Raw genomic sequence first — 22,999 nt, 5'->3', positions numbered from 1 at the left:
CATCCCCTGCATGCCCGCGAAACCCTCACGCATCAGGATGAGAGGATCCTCATCCGAGCCGCGGCAGGTGCGGGCGGGGCCGGTTCAGGCGATCCGCGTCCCGGGCGGCAGCGTCCGCGAGGGCGTGCGCGTACGCGCCCATGCCCACCACAGCAGCAGCGCGGCGAAGGCGATCTGGACGGCGAGGCCGACGAACCAGCTCGGCACCGTCTGCGCGATCGTCTCCTCGGGGGTGCGGTAGTCCGAGCCTCCCCCGTCGTACACGGCGGGGTCGCAGCCGTCCCAGACCGGCGCCAGGTCGGGCGGGATCTGCGCGGACCGCACCGAGGCCTTGATCCACCCGAACACGTCGTCGGGGTTGCCGCTGTCGTCGAACGTCGTGGGCGTCGCATCGGCGAGGATCACGAACGGGTTGGACGAGAGCATCCACCACACCCGATCGAAGCGCGGCACCCGGTAGGTCGAGGTCTCCCACTCGCCGCAGGCCATCCGGTCGAGCTCGCCCTCGCAGTCGTCGCCGCCATCCGTGCACTCGGGGTAACCCCGCAGGTCGTAGGTGAACGAGCGGCTCTTCGACACCGCCTCGCTGGAGACCGCCGATCCGATCAGGCCGAATCCGATGAGCGTGCCGACGGCGAGCGCCGCGACGACGAGGTAGGTCACGGCGACGGAGAAGAGGGGGCGCGCGAGGATGCCGGAGAGCGCGACCCCGATCGCGGACACGACGCCGATCTCGACGACCACGATGACGAGCGAGACCGCCACCGCGGCGAGATTCGTGTCGCCCACGATCATCGTGACGAGGAGGAACGGCGCCGCGACGGCGACGAACGCAAGCCCCGTGATCCACGCGGCGACGAACTTGCCGATGAGGATCTCTCCCGTCGTGGCGAGCGTCACCTGAACGGGGGCGAGGGTCGCGGCATCCCGATCGCCGTTGATGCTGTTGCCGCTGAGGGTCGGCGAGACGAGCAGCACCAGCAGGAGCGTGACGCAGACGACGACCGAGAAGATGCCGGGACCGCCGCCCGCCCACCCGCCGAAGGCGAGCAGGGACAGCGCCGTGACACCGAGCAGGATCAGCCCGAACACGCCCAGCAGGACGTACCACGAGACGGCGCGCAGCCGCTGGACGAGCTCCAGGCGGGCGATGGTCCACATCCGTGCGACGTTCACGGGCGGCCTCCTTCGAGGTCGAGGAACGTGTGCTCGAGCAGGCCGGTCGCCGCCGCGAACTCCGCGACGGGCAGGCCCGCACCGACGAGGGCGGCGAGCGCGGATGCCGCGGAGGCGTCCGAGTCGATCGACACGAGCAGATCGCGGCGATCGACGGGGATGGTCGCGGCATCCAGGCCGAGCGCCTGCGCGACGGGGGCGACGGCGTCCGCGGCGTCGCGGTCTGCGAGGCGGATGCGCCACGTGCGCAGGCGCGTCGCCGCCGCGGCGACCCGGTCGGACGAGACGGTGGCCCCCTCGACGATGAAGACGGCGTCGTCGACGACCTCGTCGAGCTCGGACAGGATGTGGCTCGAGATGAGGATCGTGCGCCCCTCCGCCGCGAGGCGGCGCAGGAGCGTGCGCAGCTCGACCCGCGCCTGCGGATCGAGGCCGGCTCGTCGAGGAGCAGCACGCGCGGATCGTGGACGAGGGCGCGGGCGAGCCCCAGACGCTGCTTCTGTCCGCGCGAGAAGACGCGGGCGGGGGTGTCGGCGAGTTCGCGCAGCCCGAGCTCGTCGAGCAGGCGCGCCGCACCGTGCTCGGCGCGCGGGCGGTCGAAGCCGTACAGGCGGCCGGTGGTCACGAGGGTCTCGCGCGCCGTGAGCGACGGCCACGCGCCCAGCGCGTCGGGCATCCATCCCGTGATCGCGCGCACCCCGGCGGCATCGGCCACCGGGTCGATGCCGCCGATGCGCACGGTGCCGGCATCCGGCGCGAGAAGGGATGCCAGCATCAGCAGCAGCGTCGTCTTGCCCGAGCCGTTCGGGCCGACGAGTCCCGTGACGGCGCCGGCCCGCGCAGCCAGGTTCACATCGCGGACGGCGTGGACCGCGCCGAACGAGCGGCGGACGCCCGAGGCGACGATTCCGGGGGACTCCATGGCCCCACCCTATGGCTCACCCTCCCGCACCGCCCATCCACCTGTCCCGTGCACTCGTTCCCGCCGAGGGTGCACTCGTTCCCGCCGAAGGTGCACTCGCTCCCGCCGAAGGTGCACTCGTTCCCGCCGAGGGTGCACTGATGGAGAGCACCCTCACGTCAAACGAAGACACCCTCAGGCGAAACGAGGGCACCCTCAGCGGAAGAAGGCGAGGGCGAGGTCGGGGTGGTCGGCGAAGACGCCGTCGACCCCGGCATCCGCGATGATCTGCCACTCCGCGGCGTAGTCGCCGAACGCGGCCTTGTCGCGGCCGGATCGGAACTGCGGGGTGAGGAACGCGTTCTCCGGGCGGCAGGTCCAGGTGAAGACGCGGAGGCCCCGCGAGTGGGCGTCGTCGACGACGCGGGAGGGACCGGTCGCCCGCCCGAGCCGGTCGGGCGCGAGGATCATGCGTTTGTCGACGCTGATGCCGTCCACGGCGCCCGCGAGCGCGTCGAGACCAGCGGGTGCCGCCTGCTCGGCGTAGGTCGGAGCCCGATGACCCCGCTCCGCCACGAGGTCGTACGGCCGCCCGGACGCCTCGAGCAGGTACACGTACGAGCCGCGGATGCCGTGCGCGCGCACCTGGGTGAGCACGGTCGACTCGAACGACTCGATGACGAGCGGCAGCGCACCGTCGGCCCAATCCGCCGCACGCAGCTCCGCCGCGATCGCGCCGGCGACGTCGAAACCGAGCGCGCCGAATGCCGTCGCGTGCTTGATCTCGAGGACGACGCCGATCTCGCGCCCCTGGTCGAGGGATGCCGCGCGCACGAGCGCGAGGACGTCGGCCAGCCGCAGCGGCGGCTGGGTGTCGTCGAAGCTCGCGCTGCCCGGCCGGAGCGCAGGCAGCCGCTCCCGGCACCGCAGGGTCTGCAGCTCGTCCCACGTGAAGTCCTCGGTGAACCAGCCCTCGTGTGCGGTGCCGTCGACGGTCTTCGTGGTGCGCCGGTCGGCGAACTCCGGCCGCGTGGCGACATCCGTCGTCGTGCTGATCTCGTTCTCGTGCCGCACGACGAGCACGCCGTCGCGCGAGAACACGACATCGGGCTCGACCGCATCGACGCCGAGGGCGAGCGCGAGGTCGTAGGAGGAACGCGTGTGCTCGGGCCGGTACCCCGGCGCGCCGCGGTGACCGATCACGAGGGGACGACGTCGCGGCATCCCCCCAGGCTAGCCATCGGGGGAGCTCCGACCGCACCGCAGCCACCCCTTCATAGCGTGCTCACAGCGGCCGCCCTGCCGCCCTCTCGGCCCGCGCGATAGGCTGTAATACCGCAGGAAACCCCGCGGCAACCTTCGCATTGGAGTGAGACCACCATGGCCTCGAGCAGCAACCCCGCATTCGCCAACCCCGCGTTCCAAGAACAGCGCCCCGGGCTGACCCCGCCGGCTGCCCAGACCTCGTTCGGAGCCTCGTCGCACCAGGCCGCCGACCTCGCCGCGCAGGCACAGCTGGAGGGCGCGTTCGCCGCCCCCGCCGCGGGCGCCGTCGACACCGGCCGCATGACGGTCGAGGACACTGTCCTCAAGACGGTCGGCCTGTTCGCGATCCTCCTCGTCACGGCCGCCGTCGGCTGGATCTGGACGATGGCCGGCGTCACTCCCGACAGCCCCAGCAACGTCAGCATCCTGCCGTGGATGATCGGTGCGCTCGGCGGGTTCGTCCTCGCGATGGTCATCAGCTTCACGTCGCGCAAGAAGGTGCGCCCCGCGCTGATCTTCGCGTACGCGGCCTTCGAGGGTCTCTTCATCGGCGGCATCTCGGCGTTCTTCGAGTACATGTGGCCCGGCATCGTCGTGCAGGCGACCCTCGCGACCCTCTCCGTCGTCGGCGTGACGCTCGCCCTCTTCGCGAGCGGCAAGATCCGGGCGTCGGCGAAGGCGACCAAGGTCTTCATGATCGCGATGGTCGGCTACCTCGTCTTCTCGCTCATCAACGTCGTCATGATGATGTTCGGCGCGTTCCCGGCCGGCTCGGGCGGCCCGTTCGGCATGCTGTCGAACTACTCGATCGCCGGCATCCCGCTCGGTGTGATCATCGGTGTGCTCGTGGTCATCATGGCGGCGTACTCGCTCGTCCTCGACTTCGACTCGATCCAGCAGGGCGTCCGCAACGGCGCCCCCCGTCAGTACGGCTGGCTCGGCGCCTTCGGCATCATGGTGACGGTCGTCTGGCTGTACATCGAGATCCTGCGCCTCATCGCGATCCTCCGCGGCAACAACTGAGCCGAAGGCATCCCCTGCTCAGAAGGCCCGCTCGGCACCCGCCGGGCGGGCCTTCCGCATCCCCCGCGCCTCGTCCCACTTACGGCAGGAGTTGTCCCACTTGCAGCAGACCGTGTCCCACTTATGGTCGGTTTCCGGGCGCGGAAACAACCACAAGTGGGACACGGTCCATCGGGTCAACGCTGCTGCGCAGCACTGACCCGCACGCGACTCACTCCCACTCGATGGTCCCCGGCGGCTTCGACGTGACGTCGAGCACGACCCGGTTGACCTCGCGCACCTCGTTGGTGATGCGGTTCGAGATCTTCGACAGCACGTCGTAGGGCAGGCGCGTCCAGTCGGCGGTCATCGCGTCCTCAGACGACACGGGACGCAGCACGATCGGATGCCCGTAGGTGCGGCCGTCGCCCTGCACGCCGACGGAGCGGACGTCGGCCAGCAGCACGACGGGGCACTGCCAGATCTCACCGTCCAACCCGGCGCGTGTCAGCTCCTCACGAGCGATGGCGTCGGCGTCACGCAGGATCTCGAGGCGGTCAGCGGTGACCTCACCCACGATCCGGATGCCGAGGCCGGGGCCCGGAAACGGCTGGCGCCCCACGATCTCGGCCGGAAGTCCCAGCTCGCGACCGATCGCGCGAACCTCGTCCTTGAAGAGCGTCCGCAGCGGCTCGACGAGCTCGAACTGCAGGTCCTCGGGCAGGCCGCCCACGTTGTGGTGGCTCTTGATGTTCGCCGTGCCCGTGCCGCCGCCGGACTCGACGACGTCGGGGTAGAGCGTGCCCTGCACGAGGAAGCGGATCGGGTCGCCCTCCGCCGCCGCCTCCGCGATGAGTTCCTGCTGCACCTTCTCGAACGCGCGGATGAACTCGCGGCCGATGATCTTGCGCTTCTGTTCCGGGTCGCTGACGCCGGCGAGCGCGGTCAGGAACGTCTCGCGCGCGTCGACCGTGATGAGGCGGACGCCGGTGGATGCCACGTAGTCGTTCTCCACCTGCTCGCGCTCGCCCTTGCGCAGCAGCCCGTGGTCGATGAAGACCGCGACGAGCTGGTCGCCGACGGCCTCGTGCACGAGCGCGGTCGAGACGGCGGAGTCGACGCCTCCCGAGAGTGCCGACAGCACGCGGCCCGTGCCGACCTGCGCGCGGATGCGCGCGACCTGCTCGGCGATCACGTTGCCGCTGTTCCAGTCGGATGCCAGCCCCGCCGCCTTGTGCAGGAAGTTGACGATGACCTGCTGGCCGTAGTCGGAGTGCTTCACCTCGGGGTGCCACTGCACGCCGTAGAAGCACTTCTCCGCGTTGCCGAAGGCGGCGACCGGCGTCGCCGCCGTCGAAGCGAGCACCTCGAAGCCCTCGGGAGCCGCCGACACCTGATCGCCGTGGCTCATCCAGACGTTCTGCTCGGCCGGCTGACCCTCCAGCAGCACGCCGCCGGAGCCCGTCACCGCGGCATCCGTCGCACCGTACTCGCGCAAGCCCGTGTTGGCGACCGTGCCGCCGAGCTGCTGCGCCATCACCTGGAAGCCGTAGCAGATGCCGAGCGTCGGAACGCCGAGCTGAAGGATGCCGGGGTCGAGGGACGGCGCGCCGTCCTCGTACACCGACGACGGCCCGCCGGAGAGGATGAGCGCGACGGGCTCCTTCGCGGCGACCTCGTCGGCCGTCGCCGTGTGCGGCACGATCTCGCTGTAGACGCCCGCTTCGCGGACGCGGCGCGCGATGAGCTGGGCGTACTGCGCGCCGAAGTCGACGACGAGGACGGGACGCTGAGCGGTCTCGGTCTGAGTGGTCACCGGATGCCTTCCGTGGCGGGTCCCTCGGCAGGCGCGGGAACCGGAGTGATGGATGCCTCAGAGGCCTCGCGCTCGGCGAGGTAGGCCTTGACCTCGCGGCCGACGCGCGCCTCCATGAAGAACGACAGCAGCGGCACGATGCCGCCGAGAGCCAGCGTCACGAACCGCACGAAGCCCCAGCGCATGAGGCTCCACACGCGGAAGCACGCGAAGAGGTAGACGACGTAGAACCAGCCGTGCGCGATGAGGATGCCGAGACTGAGGTTCGTCCCGTCGCCGGTCGACTCGTGCCCCGTCGCGGTCTCGACGACGGGCGCGAACCAGAGGAGCCCGCCGGACCCGCCCGCGAACAGCTCGTAGCCGAGCGCGTACTTGATGATCATCTCGGCGCACAGCAGCAGCAGCATGACACCGGTGATCACCGACGCGATCTGGTAGAAACGCAGCGCTCCGCGGATCGCCGGGAAGGTGGCGAGCTTGGGCTGAGGCATGCGCCCAAGTCTAGTCGCCGGGCGCTCCGCCCTCGGCCGAGGACTCCTCGAGCGCCTCGACCTCCTTCTCCCAGGCATCCTTGGCCAAGCGGTACCACATGTAGAACGCGAAGCCGGCGAAGATCGCCCACTCGACGGCGTAGAAGATGTTCAGCCAGTTGACGTTCGAGCCCTCGGTCGGCGCAGGGGAGTCGATCGCGACGAGCCCGTCGGCAACGAGCTCATCCGCCCCGAGGCCATCCGCGACGAGGCCGTCCGCGACGAGGTACGGACGGTAAACGTTGAGCCCGGCTGCGTCGTGCCACCGGCCGAGGAGCGCGGCGGGCGACATCCGGGTCATCTCGGTCGCCGGCGCCCCCGTGCCGGGCCGGACGGGACCCTCGTCGGAGATGAGGCGGCCGGTGAGCTCGACGTCGGCTCCCGCAGCGTCGTCGAGGGCGGATGCCGCGGCATCCGCCGCCTCGCGCGTCGCGGCCCAGCCGATCGCGACCGCGAGCGACGCGGGTTCCACGCCCCCGGCTGCGGCCGGGTCGACGCGCAGCTGACCGGTGACCCAGTAGCCCTCCTGGCCGTCGTTGAACCGCGACGAGACGATGAGGAAGTCGCCCGGGACGAACGCTCCCGCGACCGCGACCTTCTGCCCGACGAGGGGTTCCGGCAGGTACTCCCCCGGCGCGGTGACGTCGGCGATGGGCTGCACCTGCTCGGTCGCTCCGGGCGGCGGGGGGTTCGTGTCGATCGCGCGGCCGAGCTGCCACTGCCCGAGCCATGCGAACACGGCCGCGACGAGGAGCGCGAACAGGAGCATCCCGATCCACCACGGGCGCAGCATGACCTCGCGCAGAGTGGGCGGGAAGACGTCGGGAGTGGGTGCGCTCTCCGCGACGTCGGGCACGGCGTCGGCCATCAGTTCGCGGAGTACGGCGCGACGACGACCTCGACGCGCTGGAACTCCTTGAGGTCCGAGTAGCCGGTCGTCGCCATCGACTTGCGGAGCGCACCGATGAGGTTGGCGGTGCCGTCGGCGACAGGCGCCGGGCCGTACAGGATCTGCTCGAGCGGGCCGACCTGGCCCACCTCGACGCGCCGGCCGCGCGGCAGCTTCGCGTGGTGCGCCTCCGGGCCCCAGTGGAAGCCCTGGCCAGGCGCATCGGTCGAGCGAGCGAGCGCGACGCCCAGCATGACGGCATCCGCCCCCATGGCGAGCGCCTTCACGATGTCGCCCGACGTCCCCACGCCGCCGTCGGCGATGACGTGCACGTACCGGCCGCCCGACTCGTCGAGGTAGTCACGACGCGCTCCGGCGACGTCGGCGACCGCCGTCGCCATCGGCGCGTGGATGCCGAGGGTCGCCCGGGTCGTGGAGGCCGCGCCCCCGCCGAACCCGACGAGCACGCCCGCCGCTCCCGTGCGCATGAGGTGCAGCGCCGCCGTGTAGGTGGAGGCGCCGCCGACGATGACCGGGACGTCCAGGTCGTAGATGAACTTCTTGAGGTTGAGCGGCTCGGCGTCGCTCGAGACGTGCTCGGCCGAGACGGTCGTGCCGCGGATGACGAAGAGGTCGACGCCGGCGGCGACGACGGTCTCATAGAGCTCCTGCGTGCGCTGCGGCGTCAGGGCGCCCGCGACCGTCACTCCGCCCGCGCGGATCTCGGCGAGGCGGTCGCGCACGAGCTCGGGCTTGATGGGCTCCGCATAGAGCTCCTGCATGCGGCGCGTCGCCTCGGCATCCGGCAGTGAGGCGATCTCGGAGAGGAGCGGCGCCGGGTTCTCGTACCGCGTCCAGACGCCTTCGAGGTCGAGGACACCCAGGCCTCCGAGCTGGCCGAGCATGATCGCCGCGGCGGGGCTCATGACGGAGTCCATCGGTGCGCCGAGGACGGGGATGTCGAAGCCGAAGGCGTCGATCGACCAGGCCGTCGAGACATCCTCGGGGTTGCGCGTGCGCCGGGAGGGCACGACCGCGATGTCGTCGAACGCGTACGCCCGGCGGGCGCGCTTGGCGCGGCCGAGCTCGATCTCCATGGTCACGGGTTCAGCCTACCCGCCGCGCCCGCGGAGCCCCCGCGGGGCGAACGGTCCCCACGTCGACCCTTGCGGCCAACACGCAGGAGGATCGCCGTGAGCGGCCCGTTCAGCAGGAACGCGAAGAAGGCGGCCGACCCGAACCACGGCGACAGGGCCACGGCGATCGCGCCGCAGGTGACGGCGGCGAGGCCCCCCGCGGCGGCCGAAGAACGCTGCGCGTAGGCATCCGGGGTCATGAGATGGCCGCCGCGCGCGGCCGCCCATCGCCACGACAGGTGCCCGAACAGCGCGACGAGGAAGAAGTCGATCGGCAGCAGCATGCGACCGGCGTAGTAGTCGTTGTACTCCGAGGTGAGAGCCGTCGTGAACGGGATCAGGACGACGAACAGCAGCCGCGCGTTGTTGAGCCACAGGAGCGTCGAGTCCACCGTCCGGATGTCCCGGAACTGCCGAAGGTGGATCATCCACATGCCGCTGAGCAGCACGAAGCTGATGCCGAACGCCATCAGGTTCGGCCACATTCCCCCGAGCGCCGCCCACATCTCGCCGTCGGAGCCGACCTCACCGAGCGACGTCGTCGTGAGATCGAGGACGAGGAGGGTGGCGGCGATCGCGAAGACCGCGTCGGTGTAGGCCTCCGTGCGTGTGACGCTCGGATCGTGGCCGGCGTTCTCGCCGCCCGTGCCGTGACTGTCTGCGCGCCTCACAACGTCACAATATCGCGGGGCGCCCGCGCGGCGGGAGGATGGAGGGATGCGGATCGTGATCATCGGCGGTGGCGTCATGGGCCTCGCGACGGCGTGGCAGCTGACCCGGCGCGGCGAGCGCCCGGTCGTCCTCGAGCGCTTCGGACGGGGCCACCATGAGGGGGCCTCGCACGGCGAGACCCGCAACTACAACAACGCGTACACCGACGCGCATTATCTCGACCTGCTCGCTCTCGCCCGCGAGGGCTGGGACGCGCTCGGCGACGTGGACGGCGAGCCTCTGCTGCGCCGCCACGGACTCGTGTCGCACGGCCCTGTATCCCATGACCCAAGGCCATCGCTCGGCGCCGTCCCGGGAGCCGGCGCCGGCCCCGGAGTCGGCGCGGGAGTCGGCGCCGGCTCCGCGCTGGCCGCCATCGGAGAGCGGCTGGCGGAGCGCGGCATCCCCGCCGAGCTGCTGAGCGGGGCGGAGGCGTCGCGGCGCTGGCCGGGCATGCGGTTCGACGACGTCGTGCTGCACTCCCCCGACGCCGGCGTCGCCCGCGCGGCGGCGACACTGCGCGAGCTCGAGCGCCGCATCGTGTCCGCGGGCGGCGACGTGCGCTGGCACACGCGCGTGCGCGGGCTCTCCCCCGTCGCCGACGGGGTAGACATCGTGACGGATGCCGGTGCGGTCCGCGCCGACGTCGCCGTCGTCACGGCGGGGGCGTGGACCGCCGGGGTGCTCGGCGCGGGCAGGGACCTCGGCATCCCTCTGCCGCCCCTGCGCGTGACGGAGGAGACGCCCGCGCACTTCGCCACCAGGATGCCGGGGCCCTGGCCGTCGTTCAACCACTTCGTCGCCCCCGGCACGCAGCCCGCGAACGTGTACGGCATGCCGACGCCGGGCGAGGGGGTGAAGGTCGGGTTCCACGGCATCGGCGACGAGGTCGACCCCGATGCCCGTCCGCATCTGCCCGTGCGACAGCGCGAGCTGCGCGAGTACGTGCGGGAGTGGTTCCCAGGCCTCGATCCCGACAGCGCCGTGCCCATCTCGTGCACCTACACGAGTACGCCCGACGAGGCGTTCGTCCTCGACCGCGTCGGCCCCGTTGTCGTCGGTGCGGGCTTCTCGGGACAGGGCTTCAAGTTCGCGCCCGGGGTGGGGGCGACGCTCGCTGCGCTCGTGATCGACCCCGCGGCACGCGCCGCGCCCGCCTTCCGCCTGCGCTGAGGCATCCGCCCGCGCTGCGGCATCCGCTCGCGCCACGGCATCCGCCCGCGCTGCGGCATCCGCCCGCGCCACGGCATCCGCCCGCGCACGTACTCCGCAGATTGTCACGTGTTCCGCAGCCGCACGCGGTTCCCGCTGCAGAGCACGCGTCATCCTGCGGAGTTCGTGTGGAGCCCCGCCGCGAGCGCGCGCCGGATGAGGCGCTCCACAGCCGCACGGTCATGCACGACCTGCGCGTACGAGAACCGCAGCACCGTGTACCCGCGCAGGCGCAGCTCGGCGTCGTGCGCGATGTCCTTGGATCGCTGCGTGGAACTCGAGTGATGCGCCCACCCGTCGATCTGCAGGACGAGTCGGCGCCCCACGAGCGCGTCGACCGGCTTGCCCGCGAGCACGACCTGCTGACGCACCTGTACGCCGAGCCGGCGCAGGGGCGCGCAGACGAGCACTTCGAGCCCCGAGTCCGCGAGCCCGTTCACCTCGTGCGCGAGCGCGAACGCCCCTGTCGAGGACCACTGCACGCGACGCACGGCCTCGGGTGCGATCTTCTCCACCGAGCACGCCGACTCCCAGATCACGAGCGCGGTCTCGGGTGGATGACAGTGCGCGATGTGCGCGAGGGCATCCTCGACGCCGGCGATGAGCGCACGACCGACGGGGACGATCGGACGCGTCCAGTGGGCGACTGCAGGCTTCGCCCCGTCAAGGCCTCCACCGCCGCCCCGCGGCCCGCTGCTGCCGGGTGGATAGTGCAGATGGAGCTCCTCGCCGACACCGTCCGGCATCCACCACCCGCGTCGCCGCGCAAGGGTCGTGCAGGTGAGCCTGCCCCCGAGCCGCGCCGCGGCGCGTATCTCGTCGTCCGCGTCGCGGGTGACGAACCACGAGCGTCGGCAGACTTCGAGCTCGCCTGCACGCACGAGCGCCCGCAGATCGCGATCGGAGTATCCCGAGGAATGGAGCTGTTCGCGGTGGAAGGCTCCACCGCGCAGTCGTTCGGAGAGGAGTCGCATGCGCGGCATCCTCCTCGCGCGGCGGCGACGGATGCCGCAGATCGCGCGATCTGTGGACGGTTCCGCCGAAAGCGCGCTTGGGGAGAAGCCGATGAACTCCGCAGAATGCGACGAACTCCGCAGCGGGACGCCGGTCTCCCCGCGGAGTTCGCGACAATCTGCGGAGTCCGTGCGCGCACGCCCGCGCCAGCGCAAGCCCGCGCCGGCACGAGTCCCGCGGGTCAGCGCTTGTAGTTGGGCGCCTCGACGACGATCTGCACGTCGTGCGGGTGGCTCTCCTTGAGGCCCGCCGCCGTGATCCGCACGAACTTGCCGCGGGCCTTCAGCTCCTCGATCGTGCGCGCGCCGACGTAGAACATCGACTGGCGCAGGCCCCCGACGAGCTGATACGCGACCGCGGAGACGGGGCCGCGGTACGCGACCTGCCCCTCGATGCCCTCGGGGATCAGCTTGTCGTCGGAGGGGATGTCGGCCTGGAAGTAGCGGTCCTTCGAATAGGAGGTCTTCTTGCCGCGCGTCTGCATCGCTCCGAGCGAACCCATGCCGCGGTAGAGCTTGAACTGCTTGCCGCCCTGGAAGACGATCTCGCCCGGCGACTCGTCGGTGCCGGCGAGGAGCGACCCGAGCATGACCGTGTCCGCTCCCGCGACGAGCGCCTTCGCGATGTCGCCGGAGTACTGCAGGCCGCCGTCGGCGATGACCGGGATGCCGGCGTCGCGGGCCGCCTGGAAGGCCTCCCAGATCGCGGTGACCTGCGGCACACCCACGCCCGCGACGATGCGCGTCGTGCAGATCGAGCCCGGCCCGACACCGACCTTCACGGCGTCGACGCCCGCGTCGACGAGGGCCTGCGCGCCCTCGCGCGTCGCCACGTTGCCGCCGATCACGTCGATGTGCGCGAACGACGGATCGGCCTTCAGGCGGCGGACCATGTCGATGACGCCCTGCGACTGCCCGTTGGCGGTGTCGACGACGATGACGTCGACACCGGCATCCCGCAGCGCCTCGGCGCGCTCCCACGCGTCGCCGAAGAAGCCGATCGCGGCGCCGACACGCAGTCGCCCCTGCTCGTCCTTCGTGGCGAGCGGGTACTTCTCGCTCTTGTCGAAGTCCTTGATCGTGATGAGTCCCGCGAGCCTGCCGTCGTCGTCGATGAGCGGGAGCTTCTCGACGCGGTGCTGCGCGAACAGCGCGATGACCTCGCCCGCGGCGATGCCGACGCGGCCGGTGACGAGCCCTTCGCGGGTCATGACGTCGCGCACCTTCGTCGTCTGGCGCTCGAAGCCCGAGACGAAGCGCATGTCGCGGTTGGTGATGATGCCGACGAGACGCCCGTCCTCGTCCACGACCGGCAGACCCGAGATGCGATACTGCGCGCACAGCGCGTCGACCTCTTCGATCGTCGCGTCCGGCGTCGTGGTGATCGGGTCGGTGATCATGCCCGACTCGCTGCGCTTGACCTGGTCGACCATGGCGGCCTGGTCGGCGATGGAGAGGTTTCGGTGCAGAATGCCGAGCCCCCCCTCTCGCGCCATCGCGATCGCCATCCGGGTCTCGCTGACCGTGTCCATCGCGGCCGACAGCAGCGGCGTCGCGACCGTGATGCGGCGCGTGACGCGCGAGGACGTGTCGGCCTCGGACGGGATGACGTCGGTGTGCCCCGGCAGGAGCAGGACGTCGTCATAGGTCAGTCCGACGAAACCGAACGGGTCGTTGTGCTCCACGTGTTCTCCCTGCGGGCCGGGCGGTGTGCGTATGCACAAGTCTAAGTCGCGCGCGCGGAGGTTCATTCCCGCCCAGCGCCCGCCCAGCACCCGCCCGTCTCCCCGCCGCGCCCGCCTCCCTACGGGGACTTCCCGAAACACGCAAGGGAGAGGCGGAAACAAGACCGACACATTACGCTCGTACCGTCTCATCAACGTCGATGCGACCGCATCACCCGATTGGTGCGCTGGACTGGAGGATCTCTTGAGACCCATGACCCTCACCGCGCGAAACCCACTGCGGTGGATCGTGCTGGCCCTCGTGGCCTTCACCGCCGCGGCCGCTCTGCTGCTCACCAGCGGCACCGCCGCGTTCGCCGCCTCCGCCCCGGACACCCCCGGCGGCGACCAGGAAGCGACCGACTACTACTTCGGCGGCGTGATCACCTTCGAAGAGAAGCCGGTACCCGACGTCACGGTGTCGGTGAAGGGCGGCGGCTTCGACGCCGAGACGGTGACGGATGCCGAAGGCAAGTGGCGTCTGTACGTGCCCGACAAGGACACCTACACCCTCACGATCGATGAGGACACCCTCCCCGACGGCGTCATCGTCGACCCGTCGCAGCTGCCCGAGGGCCTGCAGCCGGTGCAGGGCACGACGGGCTCGTTCGAGGTCGAGTTCGGCCTCACGAAGACGAAGATCGTGAACCTCTTCCTCGGTGCCGGGGAACGCGTGACGCAGTCGTTCGGCGATCAGCTGCTCGTGCGACTCGTCAACGGGCTGAACTTCGGCCTCCTTCTCGCCCTCGCGGCGATGGGTGCGGCGCTCATCTACGGCACGACGGGCCTGTCGAACTTCGCGCACGGCGAGATGGTGACGTGGGGGGCACTGCTCACCCTCCTCTTCTCCACGGTGTGGCAGCTGCCGCTGTGGGCCGGCATCCTGGCCGCCGTCCTGGGCGGCGCGGCGCTGGGCCTCGCCTTGGATGCCGCACTCTGGCGCCCGCTGCGCAGACGCGGCCTCGGGGTCGTGCAGCTCATGATCGTGAGCATCGGCCTCTCCCTTGCCCTGCGCTACACGTTCCAGTTCTTCGCCGGCGGCGCGACATCGCAACTGCCCGGCTCGAGCCCGACGCCGATCGAGTTCGGCCCGATCTCGCTCTCCTACATCGACCTCATCTCGATGGGCGTGAGCATCGTCGTCATCCTCGGCGTCGCGTACTTCCTCCTGCGCACCCGGATCGGCAAGGCCACCCGTGCGATCAGCGACAACCCGCAGCTCGCCTCGGCATCCGGCATCAACGTCGACCGCGTCATCCGGATCGTGTGGATCATCGCGGGCGTGCTGGCGGCGATCTCCGGCGTGCTGTGGGCGTACTTCCGCCCCGGCGTGCGGTGGGACATGGGCACGCAGATGCTGCTGCTGATCTTCGCGGCGATCACCCTCGGCGGCCTCGGCACGGCGTTCGGCGCTCTCCTGGGCTCGCTCATCGTCGGCATCGTGGTGGAGACCTCGACGATGTGGATCCCGTCCGACCTCAAGTACGCGGGCGCGCTCGTCGTCCTGATCATCATCCTGCTGGTGAGACCACAGGGCCTGCTGGGTCGTAAAGAAAGGCTCGGGTGACCGCCATGGATTGGGGTTCCATCCTCTCCAACACGCTCAGCTACCTGCTGAGCCCCGTCACGATCGCCTACGCGCTCGCGGCGACCGGCCTCGCCGTGCACTTCGGCTACGCGGGCCTCCTGAACTTCGGCATGGCGGGCTTCATGGCCCTGGGCGCCTACGGCTACGCCATCTCGATCCTCACGTTCGGGCTGCCGTGGTACCTCGCGATGCTGGTGGGCCTCCTGCTCGCGGCCGTGTTCGCCGTGATCCTCGGCATCCCGACCCTGCGTCTGCGCGCCGACTATCTCGCCATCGTGACGATCGCGGCCGCCGAGATCGTGCGCCTGCTGTTCACGACGCAGGTGTTCGACGAGTGGACCAACTCGGCCGACGGCCTCGGCAACTACAACGGCAGCTTCCAGTCGTCGAACCCGTTCCCCGCGCTTCCGACGGGTGAGCGGTACGGCTTCGGCCCGTGGCAGTTCACCCAGCAGCAGCTGTGGGTGGTCGTCTTCGGCCTCATCATGCTGGCGCTGTCGGTCGTCGTCGTGTGGTCCCTCATGCGCAGCCCCTGGGGCCGCGTGCTGAAGGGCATCCGCGAGGACGAGGACGCCGTGCGCTCGCTCGGCAAGAACGTCTTCGCGTACAAGATGCAGGCGCTCGTCGTCGGTGGTGTCATCGGCGCGCTCGGCGGCATCGTCTACGTGCTGCCGTCGGCGGTCATCCCGTCGAGCTACACGACGGCACTGACCTTCTTCCTGTGGACGATCCTGCTCCTGGGCGGCGCCTCGACGATCTTCGGGCCGTCGCTCGGCGCCGTGCTCTTCTGGATGGTCATGGCGCTCCTCGGCAACCTCCTGCCCGAGATGGCCAAGGCCGGGTGGCTGCCGATGACCGACATCCAGGCGGGAACGCTCCGCTACATCCTCGTGGGCGTCTCGCTCATGCTCCTCGTGATCTTCAGGCCGCAGGGCATCCTCGGCGACAAGAGGGAGATGACCTTTGTCAAGTGACCAGAACCCGGATGCCGTCCCGGTGACCACCGCGACGGGCTCGATCCGCCGTCCCAAGGCGCAGGGCCTCGCGAAGGGCGATCCCACGCCCGGCGTCGCCAAGAACGACCCGATCATGGTGATCGACGGCGTCACGCGCCGTTTCGGGGGCCTCACCGCGGTGGATGTCGAGCACCTCGAGATCCCGCGGAACGCCATCACGGCCCTCATCGGCCCGAACGGCGCCGGCAAGACGACCCTGTTCAACCTGCTGTGCGGCTTCGACAAGCCCAACTCGGGCACGTGGTCCTACGACGGCAAGAGCCTCGCCGGCATCCCCGCCTTCAAGGTCGCGCGGATGGGGCAGGTGCGCACGTTCCAGCTCACGAAGGCCCTCTCCCTCCTGACGGTCCTCGAGAACATGAAGCTCGGCGCTCCCCGGCAGAAGGGCGAGAAGTTCTGGGCGTCCTTCATCCCCTCCATGTGGCGAGGTCAGGAGGAGGCGAACGAGGAGAAGGCCCGTGGCCTGCTCGCGCGCTTCAAGCTGGATGCCAAGGAGAAGGACTTCGCCGCGTCGCTCTCGGGCGGTCAGCGCAAGCTCCTCGAGATGGCGCGCGCCCTCATGAGCGACCCGAACCTCGTCATGCTCGACGAGCCCATGGCCGGTGTCAACCCGGCCCTCACGCAGTCGCTCCTCGACCACATCCTCGACCTCAAGGATCTCGGCGTGACGGTGCTGTTCGTCGAGCACGACATGCACATGGTGCGCCACATCGCCGACTGGGTCGTGGTCATGGCCGAGGGCAAGGTCGTCGCGGAGGGCCCGCCGGACACCGTCATGGAGGACAAGGCCGTCATCGACGCCTACCTCGGCAGCCACCAGGACGTCGACCTCGGCGTCGTGACGGGCCGGGTCGCGGGCGAGCTCGACACCTCCGCGATCGCGCTGCTCGAGGAGATCAAGGAAGACGAGGCGGCCGCCGTCGCCGAGGCCGAGGAGGAGAACAAGTGAGCGACGAGATCGTCGTCGAGGTCAAGGACCTCACCGCGGGCTACCTTCCCGGGATCAACATCATCAACTCCGCCAACCTCGTTGCACGCAAAGGCGAGCTGATCGGCATCATCGGGCCCAACGGCGCCGGCAAGTCGACGCTGCTGAAGTCGATCTTCGGTCTCGTGAAGGTGCGGGGCGGCGACATCACGGTGAACGGCGAGTCGATCGTGGGCCTGAAGGCCGACAAGCTCGTCCAGCGCGGGGTCGCGTTCGTCCCGCAGACGAACAACGTCTTCCCGTCGCTCTCGATCGAGGAGAACCTGCAGATGGGGCTCTTCCAGAACCCCAAGATCTACGCCGAGCGGCTCGAGTTCGTCACCGGGATCTTCGCGGAGCTGGGCAAGCGCCTCAAGCAGCGCGCCGGATCGCTCTCGGGCGGTGAGCGTCAGATGGTCGCGATGAGCCGCGCCCTCATGATGGACCCGTCGGTGCTGCTGCTCGACGAGCCGTCCGCCGGGCTCTCCCCCGTCCGTCAGGACGACGCCTTCATCCGCGTCTCCGACATCAACAAGGCCGGCGTCACGACGATCATGGTCGAGCAGAACGCCCGCCGGTGCCTGCAGATCTGCGACCGCGGCTACGTCCTCGACCAGGGCCGTGACGCCCACGAGGGCACCGGCCGGGAGCTCCTGAACGACCCGCAGGTCATCGGCCTGTACCTGGGCACGCTCGGCGTCGACGACGCCGCCTGACCCGCACGCGCGTCACGCACGAGGGGGTGGATGCCACGGCATCCACCCCCTCTCTCACGTCCCGCCCGCCGCCCCCGCCCGCCGTCCCCCGTCCGCGGACGGGGACGAGGGCGGGGTGTGTAGGTTCCCGCTCGAGATGGCGAGGAATGCCGCGATTCCACGGTAGTTGGCTGGGGTTTCGGGTTCAGGATTCCGCGAGTAGTGGCGGATTCTTACAAGAGCTCATGGCCGTCGCGGCGATCGGCTACACACCATGCAGCGTGTCCGAACCGGCAGCGACGCGCTCTCCCCGGCCGCAGCAGCGCCCCCCGACGTGAACGGGAATACTCTCGTCAATCGGGGAGCTCCGGCAGGCGTCATCCTCCGCCGGGCAGATGCTCGAGGTGCCCGATGGCCTCCTCGAGCAGTTCGGAGACGTGGTCGTCGAAGAGCGAGTAGTGGATGTGCCGGCCGTCGCGCGTGCCAAGGACCAGGCTCAGATGCCGCAGCAGCCGCAAATGGTTCGATGTGGTCGTCTGTCCGATGTGCAGCTGTTCGCTGAGGTCGGTCACGGTGCTCGGCTGAACACTCAGCGCGCTCAGAATGCGCAGCCGCACAGGTGACGCCAGTGCCTGCATGATCTCGGCGAGACGCTCAGCATCCGCTACGGACAGGGTGCCTGCTTCCCGACGCGTCTCAGTACCGGCCATGCTCACCATTGTGCCCTCCGATCACGATAATCATTCACAACTACAATATATCATGATCTTGTGATGTATCCTGGTCGCATGACTGCTTCTTCCCCGACGACTACCGCGCCCGCTGCGGAGACGCACGACCATTCCCACGGTTCGGCCCGGTGGGAGCTGTGGTTCGCGATCGCCGCGGGCGTGACCTACGCCGGCGGGATGATCGCCGAGTTCGCGTTGGGGCTGCCGATGGTCGGGTGGCCGTTGGTGTTCTTCCTCGCCACCTACTTCTTCGGTGGGTTCTTCACGTTCCGCACCGCGATCGCCTCGACGATGCGAGGGAAGTTCGAGGTCGACTTCCTCATGCTGGTGGCCGCGATCGGCGCCGCCCTCATCGGCCGGTGGGCGGAAGGGGCGGTGCTGCTGTTCCTGTTCAGCCTCGGCCACGCGCTCGAGGAATACGCCCTCAGCCGTGCCAGCAAGTCCATCGAGTCCCTGGCCGAGCTCGCTCCCCGCAGCGCCCTGGTGCGCCGCGGCGGGGACGAGCCGGTGGAGGTGCCGGTGGAGGAGATCGTCGTCGGGGACATCGTCGTCATCCGCCCGAACTCCCGCATTCCCTCAGACGGGTTCGTGATCTCCGGGGTGTCCGCGGTGGATCAGTCCGCGGTCACCGGGGAGTCGATTCCGGTGGAGAAGGAGCCGGTGGCCGACCCGGAGCGGGCGATGCGCACCGTCGACACCCTGCCCGCCGCCAACCGTGTGTTCGCCGGCACCGTGAACGGGTCCGGCGTGCTCGAGGTCGAGGTCACCGCGACCTCCGCGGACTCGACGCTCAGCAAGGTCGTCGAGCTCGTCCGCTCCGCCGACCAGGCCGCCTCCCCCACACAGCAGTTCATCGACCGGTTCCAGCGTTGGTACGTGCCCGCCGTGATCCTCGGGGTCGCCGTCACCCTCCTGATCTCCTGGCTCGCGTTCGCGCAACCGTTCCCCGACGCGTTCTACCTCGCCATGACCGTGCTCGTCGCCGCCAGCCCCTGCGCGCTCGCGATCGCAACCCCGGCCGCGGTGCTGGCAGGGGTCGCCCGTGCTGCGCGTGCCGGGGTGCTCGTCAAGGGCGGCGCCCCGCTCGAGACGCTCGGGCGGGTCAAGGCGATGGCGTTCGACAAGACCGGCACCCTGACCTGGGGTGCCCCCCGGGTGACGTCCGTCACCCCCGCCGCCGACGTGCCCGAGTCCGAGCTGATCCGCACTCTGGTCGCTGTCGAAGCGCTCAGCGATCACCCGCTGGCCGAGGCGATCGTCCGCGACCTCGAGCCCCGCGTCCCCCAGGCCGAGCGCCTCACCGCGACAGACCTGAACGCGGTCGTCGGGCGTGGCGTCACGGCGACGATCGACGGCGAGCGGGTCGACGTCGGCAACCTGCGCATGTTCGACGAGCAGCAACTCGCGCTGACCGGCACGCTCGCCGACGCGTACACGCAGGCGCGGGACTCCGGGCAGACGCTGATGATCATCCGCCGTGGCGACCGGTTCCTCGGCATCGTCGGCGTGATGGATGCGTCCCGCGCGGAGTCCGCCCAGGTGCTCAGCGCGCTCCGGGGCGCGAACGTGGGGCAGCTCGTGATGATCTCCGGCGACAACCAGCGCGTCGCCGACGCGGTCGGCCGGGAAGTCGGCGTCGACACCGCGATCGGCGAACTGCTCCCCGAGGACAAAGTCGCTCAGATCACCCGCCTCGCCGAAACCCACCGACCGATCGCGATGGTCGGCGACGGCGTCAACGACGCCCCCGCGATGGCCCGCGCCGACGTCGGCATCGCGATGGGCGCCGCCGGCTCCACCGTCGCGTTGGAAACCTGCGACATCGCGCTGATGAGCGACGACCTCGGCCGCGTCCCGTTCGCCGTGCGGCTCAGCCGCGCCACCAGCCGCATCATCCGGCAGAACCTCATCGCCAGCCTCGCGATCGTCGCGTTCCTCATCCTCGCCACCTTCCTCGGCCTGAACATCGGCGCGGTCGTACTCATCCACGAAGGCTCCACCCTGATCGTCGTCGGCAACGCACTCCGCCTGCTCAACTTCGAGCGCGGCAAAGAGCACCACGGCATCGACCACGAAGACAGGCCCACCGCTTGAGAGACTCAGCCGGCGCAGGCGACGGCCTCCCTTGCGCGGCTATGTGGCCCAGCAGGATTGCACGGTGCCGGTCGTTGCCTGCGCGACGGTCGGGATGGTCTCCACGAGTGCTCGTGTGATCTCCTCGGACGCGGGGTACTCGATGACCCGCCAACCGACGATGCCGAAGTCCTCATCCAATGCCTGCACCGCGCATGCGAACGACGTCCCAGCGGGTGGCGTGGCTTGGAAGGATACGGTCACGGTGCGCGCATCGACCAGCTCGTATCCGGTCTCGTCGAATCCGACGTCGTCGAGCGAGTTCGAGACAGTCAGCCACGAAAGCCCGGCGACAGACAGGATTGCCGCCGTCGCGACGGTGACCCAGAACACGCGGCGGCGGATGGGCCGCGGTCCCCGACCGTAGCGGTCGGCGAGCTCCTCTTTCGTCGTCACGTAGTGCGCCCTATCTGCGGCTGCGAGCATCGCGGTCGGCGAGCTCGGTGAGGCGTGCGTTGTAGGCCTCGAGCTCGGCTTCGCCGGTGCGGTCGGCGTGCCGGTCTCGCCGCTTGGTCTCGCGGTCGTCGCTGCGACTCCACTGAATCGCGACCGTGATCGCGAGGATCAGGGTGGGGATCTCACCGATCGACCACGCGATACCGCCGCCGGTGTACTGATCCTCGAGCGGTGTGACACCCCAGGTGCGACCCATCGACCCGAACCAGTCGGCGACCATCAGCCCCGACTGCATCATGATGGCGATGCCGAAGAACGCGTGCATCGCCATCACACCGATGAGCAGCAGCAGCCTGCCGGCGTAGGGAAGCCGCCACGGCACCGGGTCGATGCCGATCAGGGAGAGCGCGAACAGGTAGCCGGTGATGAGGAAGTGCGCGATCATCCACTGGTGGCCGAGGTGGTCGTACAGCGACCAGCGGAACAGGTCGGTGTAATAGAACACCCACAGTGAGCCGATGAACAGGGCGGCCGCGACGAACGGGTTCGTCAGGATGCGGGCGACGGGCGAATGCACCGCCCACAGGATCCACTCCCGCCCGCCGCGGGTGCCGTCGTCGCGTTTGCGGATCGCCCGGGCGGCGAGGGTCACCGGGGCGCCGGCGACCAGCAGCACCGGGATCGCCATCGTGAGCAGCATGTGCCCCACCATGTGCATGCTGAACAGGTAGTCCTGGTAGACGTTGACGACGCCGCCGGTGACCCAGACCAGCAGCACCATGCCGGCGACCCACATGATCGTGCGATACACAGGCCACGCGTCGCCGCGCCGGCGCAGCCGCCACACCCCGGCGAGATAGAAGAAGATCGCGAACCCGGCGAGCACCGCCCACAACATGTCCACGTTCCACGCGGTGACCCACCGTTCGATCGTGAGCTCCGGGGGCAGCGGGGCACCGGTGAGGCGTTCTGCCGGCGAGGGGATCTCGGGAAGCGGGGCCGGGTTCGGTGGCGGAGTGCGGGCCAGCGCTGCGGCGGCGCCGCTGGCCACACCCATCAGTGCCAGCTCGAACGCGATGAGCATCCAGAAAGGGCGGGATGCCGCGTCGGAGCTGCGCATCCTGCCGATCAGGCGGGTGCGGTACCACGCCCCGAAGAGGCCGAGGCCGACGAGCGCGACGACCTTGATGCCCAAGATCGCGCCATAGGGCGAGAGCAGATCGGACCACTCCTGCAGGCCGATGGCGGCGCGCACCGTGCCGGACACGGCGACGAGCACGAACGCGGCCAGAGCGATGCTCGAGTAGCGGGCGACGAGATCGGGGATGCGGCGACGGTCGAGGGCTGGACGGACGGCGATGAGCAGCAGGAGCCCGCCGAGCCACACCGCGGCGCCGATGATGTGCAGGATGAGCGCCATCATCGCCTCGTGGTGGAAGGCGTCATCGCCGGAGTGCCCCTGCGTGCCCATCGGCACGAGCGAGGCCACCGCCACCAGGGCGACCAGAAGCGTCCCGACCCAGGACCGCACGGCGAATGTCAGGACGGTGAGGGCGGCGCCGGCGACCGTCGTGATCAGCCATGTCCTGCCGACCTCGAGCTCGACGAGGAACCGGCCGAGCTGGGCACCGAACTGGGGGCCTGCGTCGATGGCCGGGTTGAACACGCTGAGAAGCGTGAGGAACCCGGTCGCGCCCGCGGCCACGGTGAACAGGGCTGCAGAGATCGACGCGGTATCGAGGGCGACGTCGAACTCGCGCTCACCGGCCCGCAGCGTGAACAAGGCGGTCACGAGCACACCGGCCATGCCCGCGGCGGCGAGATTCACGACCAGTTTCGTGACCGGAAGCCCCCAGCGCACAACAGGGCCGGCGTCGCCGAGTGGGATCTGCGCAGCACCCCCACCGAACCACAACGCCCCGACCAAGGCGATGAGTGCGACCCCGCCGAGGATCGCAGGCCCTGCGACCCGCAAGACGCGAGGAGTCATTCCTGTCGCGGTCGGAGTGACCGCTGTCCGCGTTCAGTGGCATCCGCACCCGTGGTGGCGGGAATCGAGAGTATCGGGGTCATGTGCGTGCTTTCGGCTCGGGCAAG

General features: G+C 70.0%; 19 protein-coding genes and 1 pseudogene. 7 read left to right on the top strand and 13 right to left on the bottom strand.

Going from position 1 to position 22,999, the window contains the following annotated elements:
* Nucleotides 1–84: 84 nt before the first annotated feature.
* The 3 genes and pseudogenes from J0I43_RS14600 to J0I43_RS14590 form a co-directional block, all read right to left on the bottom strand.
* Complete coding sequence (locus tag J0I43_RS14600; RefSeq protein ID WP_292865406.1) at nucleotides 85–1,176, bottom strand: ABC transporter permease; 1,092 nt, start codon at nucleotides 1,174–1,176, stop codon at nucleotides 85–87.
* Nucleotides 1,173–2,098 (bottom strand): annotated as a pseudogene (locus J0I43_RS14595) (ABC transporter ATP-binding protein). The gene J0I43_RS14600 and the pseudogene J0I43_RS14595 overlap by 4 nt, the downstream one beginning before the upstream one ends.
* 195 nt (nucleotides 2,099–2,293) lie before the next feature.
* On the bottom strand, nucleotides 2,294–3,301 hold the full coding sequence (locus J0I43_RS14590) for a glycerophosphodiester phosphodiesterase family protein (protein WP_292865403.1): 1,008 nt from the start codon (nucleotides 3,299–3,301) through the stop codon (nucleotides 2,294–2,296).
* 156 nt (nucleotides 3,302–3,457) lie between these two features.
* Here J0I43_RS14590 and J0I43_RS14585 point away from each other — a divergent pair, with 156 nt between their 5' ends.
* A complete protein-coding gene (locus J0I43_RS14585; RefSeq protein ID WP_292865400.1) occupies nucleotides 3,458–4,366 on the top strand; it encodes a Bax inhibitor-1/YccA family protein in 909 nt (302 codons plus the stop codon).
* Nucleotides 4,367–4,577: 211 nt separating this feature from the next.
* Here the strand turns inward: J0I43_RS14585 and guaA are convergent, their stop codons facing one another.
* The 5 genes from guaA to J0I43_RS14560 form a co-directional block, all read right to left on the bottom strand.
* Nucleotides 4,578–6,161 (bottom strand): glutamine-hydrolyzing GMP synthase, encoded by a 1,584-nt coding sequence (gene guaA / locus J0I43_RS14580; protein ID WP_292865397.1) that lies wholly within the window; start codon nucleotides 6,159–6,161, stop codon nucleotides 4,578–4,580.
* Complete coding sequence (locus tag J0I43_RS14575; RefSeq protein ID WP_292865394.1) at nucleotides 6,158–6,652, bottom strand: DUF3817 domain-containing protein; 495 nt, start codon at nucleotides 6,650–6,652, stop codon at nucleotides 6,158–6,160. Before J0I43_RS14575 ends, guaA begins: the two co-directional genes overlap by 4 nt.
* A gap of 10 nt (nucleotides 6,653–6,662) precedes the next feature.
* The gene (locus tag J0I43_RS14570) at nucleotides 6,663–7,484 is read right to left on the bottom strand and encodes an SURF1 family protein (RefSeq protein WP_292865953.1); all 822 of its coding nucleotides are present in this window, start codon (nucleotides 7,482–7,484) and stop codon (nucleotides 6,663–6,665) included.
* Nucleotides 7,485–7,558: 74 nt separating this feature from the next.
* On the bottom strand, nucleotides 7,559–8,677 hold the full coding sequence (locus J0I43_RS14565; protein WP_292865950.1) for a GuaB3 family IMP dehydrogenase-related protein: 1,119 nt from the start codon (nucleotides 8,675–8,677) through the stop codon (nucleotides 7,559–7,561).
* Nucleotides 8,678–8,679: 2 nt separating this feature from the next.
* Nucleotides 8,680–9,387 carry a TMEM175 family protein gene (locus J0I43_RS14560; RefSeq protein ID WP_292865391.1) on the bottom strand — a complete coding sequence of 236 codons (708 nt, stop codon included), beginning with the start codon at nucleotides 9,385–9,387 and terminating at the stop codon, nucleotides 8,680–8,682.
* 46 nt (nucleotides 9,388–9,433) lie between these two features.
* On the opposite strand from J0I43_RS14560, the gene J0I43_RS14555 reads away from it, so the two are divergent.
* On the top strand, nucleotides 9,434–10,600 hold the full coding sequence (locus tag J0I43_RS14555; protein ID WP_292865387.1) for an FAD-dependent oxidoreductase: 1,167 nt from the start codon (nucleotides 9,434–9,436) through the stop codon (nucleotides 10,598–10,600).
* 149 nt (nucleotides 10,601–10,749) lie between these two features.
* On the opposite strand, the gene J0I43_RS14550 is transcribed toward J0I43_RS14555, so the two are convergent.
* Entirely contained in the window at nucleotides 10,750–11,613 is an 864-nt protein-coding gene (locus J0I43_RS14550; RefSeq protein ID WP_292865384.1) for an endonuclease domain-containing protein, read from the bottom strand.
* A gap of 221 nt (nucleotides 11,614–11,834) precedes the next feature.
* Complete coding sequence (gene guaB, locus J0I43_RS14545; RefSeq protein WP_292865381.1) at nucleotides 11,835–13,337, bottom strand: IMP dehydrogenase; 1,503 nt, start codon at nucleotides 13,335–13,337, stop codon at nucleotides 11,835–11,837.
* Nucleotides 13,338–13,590: 253 nt separating this feature from the next.
* On the opposite strand from guaB, the gene J0I43_RS14540 reads away from it, so the two are divergent.
* The 4 genes from J0I43_RS14540 to J0I43_RS14525 all read left to right on the top strand — a co-directional run bounded on the left by J0I43_RS14540 (nucleotide 13,591) and on the right by J0I43_RS14525 (nucleotide 17,663).
* Entirely contained in the window at nucleotides 13,591–14,943 is a 1,353-nt protein-coding gene (locus J0I43_RS14540) for a branched-chain amino acid ABC transporter permease (protein WP_292865379.1), read from the top strand.
* A 5-nt stretch (nucleotides 14,944–14,948) separates the two neighbouring features.
* On the top strand, nucleotides 14,949–15,938 hold the full coding sequence (locus tag J0I43_RS14535) for a branched-chain amino acid ABC transporter permease (protein ID WP_292865948.1): 990 nt from the start codon (nucleotides 14,949–14,951) through the stop codon (nucleotides 15,936–15,938).
* 115 nt (nucleotides 15,939–16,053) lie between these two features.
* Nucleotides 16,054–16,929 carry an ABC transporter ATP-binding protein gene (locus J0I43_RS14530; protein WP_292865945.1) on the top strand — a complete coding sequence of 292 codons (876 nt, stop codon included), beginning with the start codon at nucleotides 16,054–16,056 and terminating at the stop codon, nucleotides 16,927–16,929.
* A complete protein-coding gene (locus J0I43_RS14525; protein WP_292865376.1) occupies nucleotides 16,926–17,663 on the top strand; it encodes an ABC transporter ATP-binding protein in 738 nt (245 codons plus the stop codon). The genes J0I43_RS14530 and J0I43_RS14525 overlap by 4 nt, the downstream gene beginning before the upstream one ends.
* A 356-nt stretch (nucleotides 17,664–18,019) precedes the next feature.
* Here the strand turns inward: J0I43_RS14525 and J0I43_RS14520 are convergent, their stop codons facing one another.
* Nucleotides 18,020–18,361, bottom strand: coding sequence for a helix-turn-helix transcriptional regulator (locus J0I43_RS14520; protein ID WP_048809452.1), 342 nt, complete (start codon nucleotides 18,359–18,361; stop codon nucleotides 18,020–18,022).
* A 69-nt stretch (nucleotides 18,362–18,430) separates the two neighbouring features.
* Between J0I43_RS14520 and J0I43_RS14515 the strand changes: the two genes are divergently transcribed.
* Nucleotides 18,431–20,467: a heavy metal translocating P-type ATPase gene (locus tag J0I43_RS14515; protein ID WP_048809453.1), complete on the top strand. Its 2,037-nt coding sequence runs from the start codon at nucleotides 18,431–18,433 to the stop codon at nucleotides 20,465–20,467.
* 39 nt (nucleotides 20,468–20,506) lie between these two features.
* Here J0I43_RS14515 and J0I43_RS14510 read toward each other — a convergent pair whose 3' ends face one another.
* Nucleotides 20,507–20,902: a DUF4307 domain-containing protein gene (locus J0I43_RS14510; protein WP_045246023.1), complete on the bottom strand. Its 396-nt coding sequence runs from the start codon at nucleotides 20,900–20,902 to the stop codon at nucleotides 20,507–20,509.
* 10 nt (nucleotides 20,903–20,912) lie between these two features.
* A complete protein-coding gene (locus J0I43_RS14505; protein WP_236966998.1) occupies nucleotides 20,913–22,892 on the bottom strand; it encodes a cytochrome c oxidase assembly protein in 1,980 nt (659 codons plus the stop codon).
* Nucleotides 22,893–22,999 lie beyond the last annotated feature (107 nt).

Origin of the sequence: Microbacterium sp. (assembly GCF_017305435.1) — a bacterium.
Taxonomy (GTDB): Bacteria; Actinomycetota; Actinomycetes; order Actinomycetales; family Microbacteriaceae; genus Microbacterium.
The sequence above is the reverse complement of the archived record's forward strand: the minus strand, read 5'-3'. Positions and strand labels throughout refer to the sequence as shown.

What these genes read in the sequence shown, in the direction of transcription:
- J0I43_RS14590 (WP_292865403.1), bottom strand. Translation starts at nt 3,301, where the DNA reads ATGCCGCGACGTCGTCCCCTCGTGATCGGTCACCGCGGCGCGCCGGGG.
- J0I43_RS14585 (WP_292865400.1), top strand. Translation starts at nt 3,458, where the DNA reads ATGGCCTCGAGCAGCAACCCCGCATTCGCCAACCCCGCGTTCCAAGAA.
- J0I43_RS14575 (WP_292865394.1), bottom strand. Translation starts at nt 6,652, where the DNA reads ATGCCTCAGCCCAAGCTCGCCACCTTCCCGGCGATCCGCGGAGCGCTG.
- J0I43_RS14570 (WP_292865953.1), bottom strand. Translation starts at nt 7,484, where the DNA reads ATGCTGCGCCCGTGGTGGATCGGGATGCTCCTGTTCGCGCTCCTCGTC.
- J0I43_RS14565 (WP_292865950.1), bottom strand. Translation starts at nt 8,677, where the DNA reads ATGGAGATCGAGCTCGGCCGCGCCAAGCGCGCCCGCCGGGCGTACGCG.
- J0I43_RS14555 (WP_292865387.1), top strand. Translation starts at nt 9,434, where the DNA reads ATGCGGATCGTGATCATCGGCGGTGGCGTCATGGGCCTCGCGACGGCG.
- J0I43_RS14550 (WP_292865384.1), bottom strand. Translation starts at nt 11,613, where the DNA reads ATGCGACTCCTCTCCGAACGACTGCGCGGTGGAGCCTTCCACCGCGAA.
- J0I43_RS14540 (WP_292865379.1), top strand. Translation starts at nt 13,591, where the DNA reads ATGACCCTCACCGCGCGAAACCCACTGCGGTGGATCGTGCTGGCCCTC.
- J0I43_RS14535 (WP_292865948.1), top strand. Translation starts at nt 14,949, where the DNA reads ATGGATTGGGGTTCCATCCTCTCCAACACGCTCAGCTACCTGCTGAGC.
- J0I43_RS14530 (WP_292865945.1), top strand. Translation starts at nt 16,054, where the DNA reads ATGGTGATCGACGGCGTCACGCGCCGTTTCGGGGGCCTCACCGCGGTG.
- J0I43_RS14520 (WP_048809452.1), bottom strand. Translation starts at nt 18,361, where the DNA reads ATGGTGAGCATGGCCGGTACTGAGACGCGTCGGGAAGCAGGCACCCTG.
- J0I43_RS14515 (WP_048809453.1), top strand. Translation starts at nt 18,431, where the DNA reads ATGACTGCTTCTTCCCCGACGACTACCGCGCCCGCTGCGGAGACGCAC.
- J0I43_RS14505 (WP_236966998.1), bottom strand. Translation starts at nt 22,892, where the DNA reads ATGACTCCTCGCGTCTTGCGGGTCGCAGGGCCTGCGATCCTCGGCGGG.